The sequence below is a fragment of the Leifsonia sp. 2TAF2 genome (assembly GCF_052115085.1).
GTDB lineage: Bacteria > Actinomycetota > Actinomycetes > Actinomycetales > Microbacteriaceae > Leifsonia.
On the sequence record NZ_JBFRFY010000002.1, the window covers coordinates 423,883 to 437,341 of the forward strand.

General features: G+C 68.7%; 9 protein-coding genes. 6 read left to right on the forward strand and 3 right to left on the reverse strand.

Translation table 11 applies throughout. From position 1 onward, the window contains the following. Positions 1-5: 5 nt before the first annotated feature. Entirely contained in the window at positions 6-449 is a 444-nt protein-coding gene (locus tag AB4Z18_RS14300) for a DUF6325 family protein (protein WP_441783398.1), read from the reverse strand. Positions 450-642: 193 nt separating this feature from the next. Between AB4Z18_RS14300 and AB4Z18_RS14305 the strand changes: the two genes are divergently transcribed. Next, positions 643-4,029: a DUF5107 domain-containing protein gene (locus tag AB4Z18_RS14305; protein ID WP_441783399.1), complete on the forward strand. Its 3,387-nt coding sequence runs from the start codon at positions 643-645 to the stop codon at positions 4,027-4,029. On the opposite strand, the gene AB4Z18_RS14310 is transcribed toward AB4Z18_RS14305, so the two are convergent. Next, a complete protein-coding gene (locus AB4Z18_RS14310; RefSeq protein ID WP_441783400.1) occupies positions 4,030-4,938 on the reverse strand; it encodes an AraC family transcriptional regulator in 909 nt (302 codons plus the stop codon). A 114-nt stretch (positions 4,939-5,052) separates the two neighbouring features. Between AB4Z18_RS14310 and AB4Z18_RS14315 the strand changes: the two genes are divergently transcribed. From AB4Z18_RS14315 to AB4Z18_RS14335, 5 genes are read left to right on the forward strand one after another with little or no spacing between them, the layout of a single operon-like run. Continuing rightward, positions 5,053-6,342, forward strand: a complete 1,290-nt coding sequence (locus tag AB4Z18_RS14315; RefSeq protein WP_441783401.1) for an ABC transporter substrate-binding protein — start codon at positions 5,053-5,055, stop codon at positions 6,340-6,342. Then, positions 6,339-7,244, forward strand: coding sequence for a carbohydrate ABC transporter permease (locus AB4Z18_RS14320; RefSeq protein ID WP_441783402.1), 906 nt, complete (start codon positions 6,339-6,341; stop codon positions 7,242-7,244). The genes AB4Z18_RS14315 and AB4Z18_RS14320 overlap by 4 nt, the downstream gene beginning before the upstream one ends. Further along, entirely contained in the window at positions 7,241-8,134 is an 894-nt protein-coding gene (locus AB4Z18_RS14325; RefSeq protein ID WP_441783403.1) for a carbohydrate ABC transporter permease, read from the forward strand. Before AB4Z18_RS14320 ends, AB4Z18_RS14325 begins: the two co-directional genes overlap by 4 nt. Positions 8,135-8,139: 5 nt before the next feature. Further along, positions 8,140-10,278 (forward strand): alpha-galactosidase, encoded by a 2,139-nt coding sequence (locus AB4Z18_RS14330; RefSeq protein ID WP_441783404.1) that lies wholly within the window; start codon positions 8,140-8,142, stop codon positions 10,276-10,278. Continuing rightward, the gene (locus AB4Z18_RS14335; RefSeq protein WP_441783405.1) at positions 10,262-11,176 is read left to right on the forward strand and encodes an aldose epimerase family protein; all 915 of its coding nucleotides are present in this window, start codon (positions 10,262-10,264) and stop codon (positions 11,174-11,176) included. The genes AB4Z18_RS14330 and AB4Z18_RS14335 overlap by 17 nt, the downstream gene beginning before the upstream one ends. Positions 11,177-11,229: 53 nt before the next feature. Here the strand turns inward: AB4Z18_RS14335 and AB4Z18_RS14340 are convergent, their stop codons facing one another. Next, the gene (locus AB4Z18_RS14340) at positions 11,230-13,338 is read right to left on the reverse strand and encodes an NPCBM/NEW2 domain-containing protein (RefSeq protein WP_441783406.1); all 2,109 of its coding nucleotides are present in this window, start codon (positions 13,336-13,338) and stop codon (positions 11,230-11,232) included. Between the last annotated feature and the right edge of the window lie 121 nt (positions 13,339-13,459).

Consider the following 13,459-nt stretch of genomic DNA (forward strand, 5'->3'; position numbering starts at 1 on the left):
TTCTGTCAGGCTTGCTGGTCCGCGGCGATCGATGCCGCGATCGCTTGGATGGGGATGCGGCCGTTCGCGATCAGCTGGCCGCCGGCTCGACGGGCGGCCGAGGCGAAGGGCGCCGCCCACGTGTTCTCGTACACCAGGACGCCGGCCACGCTTCCGGGCTCCATCGCTGCGGCGAGCCGTTCGACGTCATCCTCGGCGAGGAGCTCGGCCAGCTCGCCTTCGAGTCGCGCCAGCGGCCCGAGCTGCTCGACGTCTTCGAGCTCGATGGCGTCGATGGATCCGTCCTCCGACTTGGTGAGGATCAGCACGTCGATCAGCCGGATGGTCTCCTCCTCGACGAGCCGGACCAGCTCGGCGGCCATCTCGCCCGAGAAGTTCGCCTCGCCCGCCGGAAACTCGACGATCACGAAATCGACCGGCCCCAGTGTGTCCAACTCAGCATCCGTCATGACGTATCCTCCGCTCGTGCTCGCGCCCGCATCGTGCGAGCCCTGCGAATCAGTCTGTCCGTGCGGTGCTCGACCGACATCGTCCCTCGGGGGTGATATGGGTCCTCGAACTGCTCGCCCACCAGAGGATTGTCCAGGTGATGCGTGGGAACGCATATTCTCCCGACGGCGCGGCCCGCATAGGGTCCTGCTTATGTCGCAACCCCAGCCCCGTTTTCCGCTCCCTCCTGTGCCGGCGGATCAGCGCGACGCTGCCGCCGCTGCGTGGAGCGAACCCGTCGATGTCCCCACCTATGAGCCAGGGGAGCCGGGACGGCTGCCTGCTTTCCTGGACTCCCGGGTGTATCAAGGCTCGTCGGGACGGGTCTACCCGCTCCCCTTCATCGAATCGGTGAGCCATGAGGCGAGGATGCGCTCCTGGCAGGCCGTCCATCTGGAGAACGAGTACCTGCGTCTGGTGATCCTGCCGGAGCTCGGGGGTCGGGTGCACATCGCGGTCGACAAGACCACCGGCCAGGACTTCTTCTACCGGAACGATGTCATCAAGCCTGCGCTGGTCGGGCTCGCGGGACCGTGGATCTCGGGTGGCATCGAGTTCAATTGGCCGCAGCACCACCGACCGGGCACGTTCCTCCCCATGGACTGGACGATCGAACGGGAGGACGACGGCTCCGTGACGGTCTGGTGCTCCGACCATGACCCGTTCGCGCGAATGAAGGGCATGCACGGCATCCGACTGCGGCCCGGCAGCGCCGTGCTCGAGGCGCGGGTGCGGCTGTTCAATCGAACGGCCCTCACCCAGACGTTCCTCTGGTGGGCCAACGTCGCTGTCCGCGTGCACGACCAGTACCAGTCCTTCTTTCCGGCGGACGTGCACATGGTCGCCGACCATGCGAAGCGCGCGGTGACAGCATTCCCCGCTGCCGACCGTCCCTATTACGGAATCGACTACCCGGCCCGGGCGGATCGAGACAACCCGGCGTTCGTCGCCGCCGCCGCCGACCGGCTGGACTGGTACCGCAACATCCCCGTGCCCACGTCGTACATGTGCGTCGCAAGCGAGGACGACTTCTTCGGCGGGTACGACCACTCCACTGCTCTCGGCTTCGCCCACGTCGCCGACCATCACATCGCACCGGGCAAGAAGCAGTGGACCTGGGGCAACTCACCCTTCGGCTGGGCCTGGGATGCCAACCTCAGCGACGATCGCAGCGCCTACGTCGAGCTCATGGCCGGTGTCTATACCGACAACCAGCCGGACTTCTCCTACCTGGCGCCCGGGGAGACCAAGACCTTCAGTCAGTACTGGTTCCCGTACCACGACATCGGCCCCCTCACTCAAGCCTCGACGGAGGTGGCGCTCAGCCTCACCGCCCTCGGCGACACGGACACCCGCACGGCGAACGTCGGCGTCGCTGTCACGACGGTGCGCGAAGAGCTGGACCTTGCACTTCTCGACGACGCCGGGAGGGTGCTGTGGCAGCGCCGGGTGGCCGTGGCTCCCGGCCGTCCGGCGCGCGCGACGGTCAGCGTGGAGACGGAAGGCGACCTCGAACTGGTCGCGTCGGCCGACGGCGTCGAGCTGCTCCGTGCCTCGACCCGTTTCCGCGACGCCGCCCCCGACGGCGTGGAGACGGCGACCGAGCCGCCGGCGCCTGCGGAGATCGACTCCATCGACGAGCTGTACCTGACCGGAGTGCACCTCGCCCAGTACCGACATGCGACGCGCTCGCCGGAGCCGTACTGGGAGGAGGCTCTTCGACGCGATCCCGGCGACTCCCGCTCTCACGTGGCGCTGGCGTCGGCCCGTTTCGGTGCCGGACGCCTCGACGAGACCGAAACGCACCTCCGCGCCGCTCTGCAGCGTCAGATGCGGAGGAACCCGAACCCGGTCGACGGCGAGGCGTCGTATCTGCTCGGGCTCGTGCTGGCCGAGCAGGGACGCGATCGGGATGCGGACGCCGCGTTCGCCAAGGCGGCCTGGAACTATGCATGGCGCGCACCATCGGGCCTCGCTCGTGCGCGGATCGCCGCCCGGGCCGGGCGCTGGGCCGACGCTCTGCGTCTGGCGGAGGATGCCGCACGCCTGGATGCGGACAATCTCCAGCTCGCAGCCGTGCGAGCGGTCGCGCTGCGGGAGCTGGGACGCTCCTCGGAAGCGGAGCTGGTGCTCAACGTCGCCCGGGCTCTGGATCCCCTCGACGCGTGGCTGAACGATCTCGCCGGGGCGCAGCCCGCGACGGACGCCCAGACGCTCCGCGATGTCGCCGCCGAGTACGGATCGCTCGGACGGGCGGAGGATGCGCTGCGGCTACTCGACGCCGCGGTGACCGCCGCCACCGACCACCCTGTCCCTGGTGCGGGAAACCCGCTCCCGCTCCTCCACTACAGCCGCGCCGAGATCCTGGAGGAACTCGGCCACGAGGCCGAGAGCGCGATCGCCCTGCAGAGCGCGCGTGAGGTTTCTGTTGCCGGGTGCTTCGCCGGCGGCCTCGGGGATGCGGCCCTGCTCGAGCGCCGCATCGCCGCCACCGGCGATCCACGCGCGCACGCCCTCCTCGGCCACTGGCTGTATTTCCACCGCCGGTACGCGGACGCGATCCGTCACCTCGAAGCGGCGGTCGCGGGGGATCCGAATGATGCCGTCGCGCTTCGCGGCCTCGGCCTGGCCGCGTACAACGTCGAGGGGTCCCCGGAGAAGGCGACAGCGCTGTACCGGCGTGCCGTCGAGGTCGCGCCCGGGGATGCGAAGCTGCGTTATGAAGCGGATCAGCTGGCCCGCAGGGTCGGCGTCCCACCGCAACAGCGACTGGATCAGCTTGCCGACGCCCCACAGCTCATCGCGGAACGCGACGACCTCGCTCTGGCGTACGCGGAGCTGCTGGTCCTCACCGGGAGCCACGATGAAGCGGTAGCCGTGCTCGCCTCCCGGCGGTTCAGCCCCTGGGAGGGCGGCGAGGGGGAGGCGATCCGGGTGTGGACGCTTGCACAAAGGGCGGTGGCTGCTCAGGCACTGTCGCTCGGCGACCCCCAGCGTGCCGTCGACGCGCTGGCCTCGGCGCTGGAGGTGCCGGCGACGCTCGGGGAGGCGCCGCATCCACTGGCGAACCGGTCCGATCTGCTGCTCGCGTACGGCGACGCGAACCAGGAGGCGGGGAACCGCGCAGAGGCCGAAGCGGCCTGGCGGGAGGCGGCGCACAGCGGCGGAGACTTCACGACGATGACCGCTGTCCCGCATTCGCCCATGACGTACTACTCGGTGCTGGCCGCTCAGCGGCTCGGGGACACGGGGCGTGCGGAACGGCTCACAACCGAGCTGGCCGCCTACGTCGAGGAGAGACGGGGTGCACGCGTCAGCATCGACTACTTCGCGACCTCGCTCCCGAGCATGCTGATCTTCCGGGAGGACATCGAGCAGGCCCACCGCGATCTGGTCACCCTGATCGATGCCGAACTCGCCCTCCTCGCCAGCGACCGGACCGCCGCCCAGTCGCTCCTGAGCGGCCTGGAGGCACGCGATCCGGCGAATACTCTGGCCCGGAGTCTGCTGGGCGAGGCGGAGGCAGCGTTCGCCGTCTGATCAGCCCTTGTGCTGATCGCGGTACTCCCGGGCGGTCATGCCGTGCACCTTCTTGAACTGACGTGCGAAGTAGAACGAGTCCGGGTATCCCACCTCCGCGGCGATCGCCGCGACCGTCGCGGAGGTGGTGTCCAGAAGCTCGCGGGCGCGGCTCATGCGCAACATCGTCTGATACTGCAGTACCGGGTAGCCGACGTGACGCTTGAAGAGGGCGCTGAAATGCGACGCGCTGAGGCTGGCCATCGCCGCCAGCTCCGGGACGGTGACCCGGTCGGCGATGTGGGCGCGCAGATATTCGGTGGCATGCTCGATCACGTCACCGGCGTCGTCGGATCGCGATCGTTCCGAGGCGAGCAGCGTCAGTGCGTGCCACGCTGCGCCGGCGGCCGCGTTCAGGCTGGTGTTGGTCGTGTCGCGTTCCATCCACGAGAGCACCTCCGACATGAGCGAGACGATCGGGTAGAGGTCGCGTGGCCGGCGGACGGGGTTGTCGCCGGACATGCCGGCGGACGCCAGGAACGCCTCCACCTCGGGGCTGGCGGCATGGAACCACCACAACGTCCATGGATCGTGGGCGTCGGCCCCGTAGGCGTGTGGCTGACGTGGGGGAAGCACGACGACCTGACCGTGCTGCACGGGGAATCGTCCAGCTTCGGTCTCGCACCAACCGGAGCCGTCGACGCACGCCATCACGACGGTCTGGCCGATCGGGACGGTCCGGCGGCGACCGTGCGAATCCGCGCGGGGGAAATATCCGCAGTCGGTCACGACAAGTCGGGCCGTTCCGGGCTGGTTGAGGAATTCGCGCACGCGGGGGCGGGGAAGCACCAGCATTCGCTGGCCCGGGAAGCCGTCGGGGATGAGCACCCGACGATTGTGGGCCATGACCATCGGAATGTCCAGATACATCGCCGGTTTCTGCTACGGCGGCGCACCGCGGCGACATACCGTGGATCACGTTCGGCCCTAAGATCATCCTTCGGCCGAGCGTCCCTAGCGATCACTCACGAAATGGAGTCGAAGATGACCCGAAAGACCACCCGATGGCTGGCGGCGCTCGGCAGCACCGTCGCCGCCACCGCGCTCCTCGCGGGATGTGTCGCCACCTCCGGGGAAGCGCAGCAGACCAAGAGCGGCCCGGACGCATCCGGCCCGCTGATCCTCCAGTCTCGTTTCACCGACGCCGAAAAGGGCGGGCTCGACCAGCTGGTCAAGAACTTCAACGCCAAGGGCGAGGGCCAGGTCAAGGTGAACACCATCCCGACCAACACCTTCAACCAGCAGCTGCCGTCCTACCTGACCGCGAAGAACCCGCCGGACGTCTACACCTGGTACGCGGGTCAGGCCACGCGCGACTTCGCCGACCAGAACCAGCTGCTCGACCTCTCCAGCGTCTGGAAGAACAGCGGAGGCGACTTTCCCGACGCACTGAAGAGCCTCAGCCAGGACTCCTCCGGCAAGGAGGTGTTCGTTCCGACCGGCTACTACTGGTGGGGCGTCTACTACTTCAAGAGCGACTTCGAGAAGCTGGGCATCACGCCGCCGAAGACGTGGGATGAGTTCCTCGCGGCTTCGGAGAAGATCAAGAGCCAGGGCGTCACGCCGCTCACGGCCGGCCTGAGTGACAACGCGTGGCTCGCGTCGGCGTGGTTCGACTACCTCGACCTCCGCATCAACGGCGCCGACTTCCACCTGAAGCTGCTCTCCGGCAAGGAGAAGTACGACAGCCCTGAGGTGAAGAAGGTGTTCGCCGCTCTCAAGCAGGTGCTCCCGTACTTCGACCCTGCTGTGCTCGGAACCACGCAGAACCAGGCGATGAGCGACTTCTCGCAGGGCAAGGTCGCCATGTACCTGCTCGGCGCCTGGGCGCAGCCGTCGGTTCCCGCCGACAAGCAGAGCGACCTCGCGTTCTTCCAGTTCCCGATCGTCGACCCGAAGGTCCCGGTGGCCGAAGAAGGACCGACGGATGGATTCATCGCGAGCTCGAAGACCGACAAGCCGAACCTGACGAAGAAGTTCCTCGACTACGTCGCAGGTCCTGAGGGCCAGAGCGACCTCGCCAAGAGCCAGCAGGGCACGTACCTGCCGGCGAACACGAAGGCGACGCTGAAGCTCGATGCGCTGTCCAAGCAGGGCAAGGAGATGCTCGAGTCGGCCAAGCAGATCACGCAGTTCTACAACCGGGACGCTGGCGACGCCCAGCAGACCCCGGCCGACACGGCGATGACCAGCTTCTTCGCACACCCGGAGAACATCGACCAGATCCTCAAGGACTGGGACGCCGCGGCGAAGAAGATCCGGGCGACTTCGTGACGACTCTCACCTCTGTTCGCGATCGGCGGCGGATCTCCATTCCGCCGCCGATCGTGTTCGCGCTCGTCCTCGTCCCGTTCCTCATCGAGGCGGTCGGCGTGTTCTGGCCGGCGTTCCAGGGGATCAGCCTGTCGTTCCTGCACTGGAACGGCGTGGGGCCGGCCACAGCGATCGGCGTGCAGAACTACGTCGACCTGTTCTCGGATCCCATCTTCATGACCGCCCTGAAGAACACGGCGATCTGGATCGTGCTGTTCGGCGGGATCTCGTTCGTCGCCGGCCTCGGCGTCGCGCTCCTGTTCCAGTCGGAGCGCCGTGGCGTGGGGATCTATCGCACCGCGCTCTTCCTCCCCATCGTCTTCTCGCTGGTCGTGACCGCTCTCATCTGGGGAGCGTTCTTCCAGCCCAACGGCGTGCTCAACAACGTCCTCGACGCCGTCGGCCTGCACAGCTGGACGCACGTCTGGCTCGGCGATTCGAGCACGGCACTGTACGCCGTCATCGTCGCTGCTCTGTGGCGGGAGATCGGGTACGTGATGGTGCTGTTCATCGCGGGGCTCAAGGCGCTCGACCCGGCGGTCCAGGAGGCCGCCCGTGTCGACGGGGCTTCGGCGTGGCAGCGTTTCCGCCATGTCACGATGCCGCAGTTGCGGAGCGTCAACCTCGTCGTGCTTTCGGTGCTGATCATCGACTCGCTGCGCTCCTTCGACATCGTCTGGGCGATGACCCGCGGTGGGCCCTACCATTCGACCGAGCTGCTGAGCACGTACATGTTCTCCACCGCCTTCGGCTCTCGCGCGCTGGGGTACGCATCCGCGATCGCGGTGGTCATCTTCGTCCTCGCGATCGCGGTCATCGTGTCCTACCTCGTGCGAGCACTCTCCGAGGAGAAGGAATCGTGACCGTCACCGCCTCTCGAACACGCACAGCCGCCGCGCCGGCACGGACCGCCGTCCGCCGCCGCAGCAGCCGCAGAACAGCCGCCACCGTCGGCTTCCACACCAGCGGCATCCTCATCTCCCTGGCCTGGTTCGCGCCGATCCTCGTGGTGCTCATCACGTCGTTCCGCACCTTCGACGACATCTCCGCCAACGGAATCGCCAGCATCCCGCGCACCTTCACGCTGTCCACCTATGTCCAGGCGTGGAACCAGGGCGGCCTGTTCCAGGCGCTGGTCAACAGCATGATCGTCACCATCCCGACCGTCGTGCTCACCCTCCTGCTCTCCGCCGCCGCGGCGTTCGGCTTGAGCCGCTTCCGTATCCCGTTCCGGCGGACCATCCTGCTGCTGATGCTGGCGGGCAACCTGCTGCCGGTGCAGATGCTGCTCATCCCGGTCGCGCGGCTGACGCAGCAACTCAACGTGTACGACACCCTCGGCGCCCTGATCGCCGTGCAGGTCGCCTTCGGAATCGGTTTCTACACGTTCGTCCTGTACGGCTTCATGCGCACCATCCCGAACGAGTTGCAGGAGGCGGCGACACTCGACGGCGCCAGCACCACGCGGATCTTCGTGCAGGTCATCCTCCCGCTGACCCGGCCGGCGCTGGCCGCGCTCGGCGCCCTGTCGTTCACCTGGGTGTTCAACGACTTGCTGTGGTCGATCACTCTGCTCCAGACGTCGGAGAAGCTGCCGATCACGGCGGCGGTTCTCTCCCTGCAGGGACAGTACGTCTCCAGTTGGTCGGTCATCGCGGCAGCGACCGTCGTGGCGGCCGTCCCCTCGACCATCGTCTTCCTGCTCTTCCAGCGCAGCTTCATCGGGGGCCTCGCCCTCGGATCGGTGAAATAGAACACATGCTCGTGGACACGGATCAGATCCACCTCAGGGCGGGCGGCACGAGCGTCGTCGTCCTGCTCGATCAGCATCGCCTCCCGCGGATCCTGCACTGGGGCGAAGACCTCGGCGACCTCGGCGCGGAGGAGCTGAAGCACATCGCCCTCAGCGCCCGGCCGGCGGTCGGCGACAGCGCCGTCACGTATCCGCAGCCCGTGCCCGTGCTCGGCCAGCTGCACGAGGGATGGCTGGGCCGACCCGGCCTGACCGGCGACTCGAACGGCCGCCGCTGGGCGCCGGAGTTCCTGACGACGGCCGCGGACCTGCGGACGTCCGCCGACGGCATGGCCCTCACCGTGGCCGCGCATGACCAGGCGTACGGGCTGTCGCTCACCCTCGAACTGGAGGTTCTCGCCGTGAGCGGCCTGGTCCGCCAGCGCGCCCGCCTGCGAAACGACCGCGACGAGGTCTTCCGCGTCGACGGGCTCGAACTCGCCCTGCCGGTCCCGGCGGACGCCGACGAGCTTCTGGATCTGACCGGTCGCTGGTCGCTGGAGCGCGTCCCGCAGCGGCGGCGGTTCGACGTGGGGGAGTGGGTGCGTGCCTCCCGCGGCGGCAAGCCGGGCCTCGAGCACACCCTGTTGCTGGCTGCCGGCGAGCCCGGGTTCGGGTTCCGCTCGGGCCGCGTGTGGGCGACCCACCTGGCCTGGAGCGGCAACCACACCCTGGCCGCCGAGCGCAGCCCGGCGAACATCCGCCGGTTGTCCGGCGTGGAAGGCCTCGCTGCGGGCGAGGTGGAGCTGTCGGAGGGGGAGGAGTACCTCACGCCGTGGCAGTACGGCTCGTGGGGAAACGGCCTCGACGACCTCGCCGCGCGGTTCCACAGGCACCTTCGGGCGTCCGCCGCGCATCCCACCGGTCCGCGCCCCGTACTGGTCAACACCTGGGAGGCGGTCTACTTCGACCACGACCCCGATGCGCTCGCCCGCTTCGCTGAGGAGGCCGCCGCCATCGGCGCCGAGCGCTTCGTGGTGGACGACGGGTGGTTCCTGGGGCGTCGCGACGACACCAGCTCCCTCGGCGACTGGGTCGTCGACCAGGAACGATGGCCTGACGGGCTGAAACCGCTGGCCGACCGTGTCCGCGAGCTGGGCATGGACTTCGGGCTCTGGTTCGAACCCGAGATGGTCAACCTCGATTCGCGGCTGGCTGCCGAGCATCCCGACTGGATCTTCGACGCGGGCCACGGCCCGGGGCTGCCGTCCCGGCATCAGCATGTGCTGGACCTCGGCCATCCGGAGGCATACGCGTACGTGCTCGAACGCATGACCACGCTCATCGCCGAGGTCGGGATCGCGTACGTGAAGTGGGACCACAACCGGTACCTGCTGGATGCGGGCCACACCCCCTCGGGCCGCCCCGGGCTGCGTCAGCAGACTCTCGCCGCCTACCGCCTGATGGACGAACTCGGCCGGCTCCATCCTGGGCTCGAGATCGAGTCGTGTGCGAGCGGTGGCGGGCGGATCGACCTCGGAGTCCTCGAACGCACGCAGCGAGTCTGGCCGAGCGATTGCAACGACCCGCACGAGCGCCTGGAGATCCAGCGGTGGACGGGACTCGTCGTGCCGCCGGAGCTGCAGGGCACGCACATCGGGGCCGAGGAGTCGCACACTACGCACCGGTCGCATCCGCTGTCGTATCGCGCGGAGAAGGCGATCTGGGGTCACCTCGGGGTCGAGTTGAACCTGCTCACCGCCGATGAGGAGACCAAGCGGGACCTCGCCGGCTGGATCGCGTTCCACAAGCAGCACCGTGACCTCCTCCACACGGGCACGAGTGTCCACGCCGACCTCACCGAGACCGCAGCGCGGCTCGAGGGTGTCGTCAGCGAGGGAGCGGATGAGGCGCTGTACGCCTTCTCGATCACGGAGCGGCCGCGGACCTGGCCGGTGGGACGGGTAGGGCTGCCGGGCCTCGACGATGCGCGGACGTACACGGTGACCGCCGTCTTTCCTCAGGGACAGAGGCCGCCCGGGGCGCAGCCGCCGTGGATGTCGGGCGAGGTGACCCTCTCGGGCCGTGTTCTGAGGCTGGTCGGCGTCGAGCCGCCCTCGCTCGATCCGGACCGCTCCGTGCTCCTTCATGTCCGCGCCGTCTGATCCCATCCCTCTGTTTCAGCGCTTCGGCGACCGTGTCGTCGAGGCGCTCGTGTCGCCCGTCGGGGCGAGCCTTCAGCAGCTCCGAGTCGACGGCCTCGATCTGGTGGCCGGGTCGCCGGACGGGCCGGTGGGGTCCTCCGGCGCCGTGCTCGTCCCTTGGCCGAACCGGGTCCGGGGAGGTCGATGGATGCTCGACGGCGACCTTCAGCAGCTGGATGTGACCGAGCCGGAGGCGGGCAACGCCCTGCACGGCCTGGTCGCGAGGACGTCATTCGCGGTCCTGGGGCGGGAGGCCGGCGCGGTGCAGCTCACGACCACGGTGCGCGGTGCGCCGGGCTATCCGTTCGACCTGGCCGTCACCGTCTCCTATCGCCTGACCCGGACCGGGGTCGCATCGACCATCGCCGTCCTGAACCGCAGCGATCGGCCTGCGCCGGTCGGCATCGGCGTCCACCCGTACCTGAGGGTGGGAGAGGCGAAGACGGTCGACCTCCTCCTGCAGGTCGACGCGGAGCGCACTCTGCGCCTCGGCGACGACAATCTGCCGCTCGAACAGCAGGCCGTCTCGGGGACGAGTTACGATCTCCGGACTCCGACACCCCTCACCGAGGCTCCGGCCCATGCCGCCTATACCGCTCTGAGGGCGACCGACGGTCGGGTCACGCAGCGGTTGACCGACCGGTCGACGGGTCGGACCGCGGAAGTGTGGGCCGATGCCCGCTTCCGCTGGGCCCAGGTGTACGTCACCGACCGGCTGCCCCGCACGCCACGCGCGCACGTCGCCGTTGCGCTCGAGCCGATGACCGCACCCCCGGATGCCCTCAATTCCGGCGTCGACCTCGAGTGGTTGGCGCCGGCGTCTCGCTGGGTGCTCGCGTGGGGTATCAACCTCCGCTGAACGCGCAAGCGGGGCGCGAGGTCTGCGACCCCGCGCCCCGCTTGCTCTGCGGCTCAGCTGCAGCTGATCAGCGGCGCCGCCCAGTCGGCGCGGTCGTTGTAGCCGCCGTCGCCGGCATCCCCGACGTGCAGGACGAGCTCACGCGCACCGGCGAGGTTGACGTCGAAGGGGACCGCCGTGCCTCGAGCGACGGTCCCGCTGTCCCACACGGTCTTCCCGTCCGCGACGAGGGAGAAGGTGGCCGTTCCTCCATCGGGGCCGACGTTGTTCACGACGTCATCGATGCCGACGCTCCCGGTCAGGCGGCTGCACACGCCGCCGATGTAGTAGCGGATGTCGGACGGGCTGGCCACTCCGAGCCCGGTGGCGTAGGTGGTGCCGGCGACTCGGATCGGGTTGCCGCCCCCGACGCTCTCATCGACCGCCGGCGTCATCCATCCACTGGTGGCGGAGATCCACGGCTGGTGCGACAGCGGCTGATCCGCACCCGACGGCGGCGCCGGGGCGACCGTCACCGTCGAGGCCGGAGAGGCCACCGTGACCTGTCCGCGGAGACCCGTGAAGCGGACGGATGCGCCGATCGCGGAGGAGCCCGTGGCCGCCGACGCGGGGACGGTGACCGTGAAGGTCGCATCGGCGGTGCGTCCGGGGAGGATCAGCAGCGGTTGCTTCCCGGTGGGCACGGTCTTCCATCCGTCCGGTGCGGTCAGCGCTGTCTTCGGCGCGGCGACCGGCGTGGTGCCGTCGTTGCGGACGGTGACGGTGACATCCAGCGTCGAGCCCGCGGCAGCGAGGAGGTTGCCGGTAGGGGCGATGGCCGTGCCGTTCACCGCCGTGACGGTCGGAGCTCCGACGACGACCCGGGGGCTCTGCGGAATCCCCGTGCTCTTGCTCACGATCAGCACGGAGACGCCATGGGCCGGAACCGCGGAGCGGATCGCATCCTTGCTCTCGCTGACAGCGTGAGTCCACGCGTCCTTCACCTCCACGCGCGTGGCCGCGAGGCCGACGGCTGAAGCGGTCGTCGCGATCTCGGCCGCCGCGTCGCCGCGGTTGACCAGGGCGACCGCGGTGGACCCGTCTGCGAGCGGCTTGGTCCAGGTCTCCGTCGTCCCGGCCGGCCCGACACGAACTGCCTGCTTGCCGAGCGGATCCCGGTCGATCGCCAGGAGATCAGGGTTGGTCAGTGCGGCGACGGTCGCGTCGCTGAAGGTGCGGGGGTCGCTCCCGACGACCAGCGGAGCGGCCGACATCGACCACAGAGCCATCTGCGAACGGAACTCCTCGTCGGTCATCCCGAGCTGCGGGCCCAGGTAGTCAGGGTCGTTCCAGTGTCCGGGTCCAGCGGCCTCCGGGTGACGCGCATTGGCGTCGAAGTTGCGCAGCACGTCGCTGTATTTGATGGAGTTTACGAATCCGACGTCCGTGTAGGTGCGCCATGACTGTGCGATCGCGGGAGCGTAGCTCCAGGTGTTGGTCGACTGTTGCGACTCGGGATAGTTGCCCCAGTCGGGCGACGTGACCGGGTTGCAGAGATTGAAGATGATCGGCCGACCGCTGCTGTTGTGCCGCAACGCGTCCGCGAACTGGGTGTAGACGGTCTTGGGGTCGAGGTTCGCGGCGATCCCGCAGAGGAAGTCGACCTTGACGGCGTCATAGCCCCACTTGGCGAACGTGTCGGCGTCGGTCTGGTAGTGACCGTAACTGCCGAGACCGCACGACCCGGGGATGTACGGGCCGGCGTCGGTGTAGATCCCGGCCTTCAACCCCTTGGCGTGGATCGCGGCGGCGAGGGCGGCCATCCCGTCGGGGAACCGCGTCGGGTCGCCCTGCAGCAGACCATCGTCGCCGCGCGGAGTGGAGGCCTGCCAGCCGCCGTCCAGCCACACGATGTCGTATCCCGCCTTGGCAAGGCCGCTGGACTTCAGGCGGTCGGCGACCTCGAGCACCTGCGCCGCCGTGTAGTCCCCGCCCAGCCCGAAATACGTGTTCCATCCCGCGTACGGTGTTGCGCTCAGCATGGCGGGTGGAGAAGCGGGCGACGTCTTCTCGGTCGCTGCGGACGGCCGTGGTGCGGCCGTCGCCGGCAACGCCGACGCCGTCACCGCTGTGAGGCCGAGCAGCGCCGCGACGCCGAGCCCCAATAGGCGTTTGGTCAACATCAAAGCTCCTGACTTCGTCGTCACCCGGCGTCCGCCGGGGCCTTTTCATGACACCGCGACGGAAGCCCGCCTCAACAGGCGCGAACCACGGAATACCTGGACAAGTCGACGGCCGCGGTCA

What these genes read in the sequence shown, in the direction of transcription:
- AB4Z18_RS14305 (WP_441783399.1), top strand. Translation starts at nt 643, where the DNA reads ATGTCGCAACCCCAGCCCCGTTTTCCGCTCCCTCCTGTGCCGGCGGAT.
- AB4Z18_RS14330 (WP_441783404.1), top strand. Translation starts at nt 8,140, where the DNA reads ATGCTCGTGGACACGGATCAGATCCACCTCAGGGCGGGCGGCACGAGC.
- AB4Z18_RS14335 (WP_441783405.1), top strand. Translation starts at nt 10,262, where the DNA reads ATGTCCGCGCCGTCTGATCCCATCCCTCTGTTTCAGCGCTTCGGCGAC.
- AB4Z18_RS14300 (WP_441783398.1), bottom strand. Translation starts at nt 449, where the DNA reads ATGACGGATGCTGAGTTGGACACACTGGGGCCGGTCGATTTCGTGATC.
- AB4Z18_RS14315 (WP_441783401.1), top strand. Translation starts at nt 5,053, where the DNA reads ATGACCCGAAAGACCACCCGATGGCTGGCGGCGCTCGGCAGCACCGTC.
- AB4Z18_RS14340 (WP_441783406.1), bottom strand. Translation starts at nt 13,338, where the DNA reads ATGTTGACCAAACGCCTATTGGGGCTCGGCGTCGCGGCGCTGCTCGGC.
- AB4Z18_RS14310 (WP_441783400.1), bottom strand. Translation starts at nt 4,938, where the DNA reads ATGTATCTGGACATTCCGATGGTCATGGCCCACAATCGTCGGGTGCTC.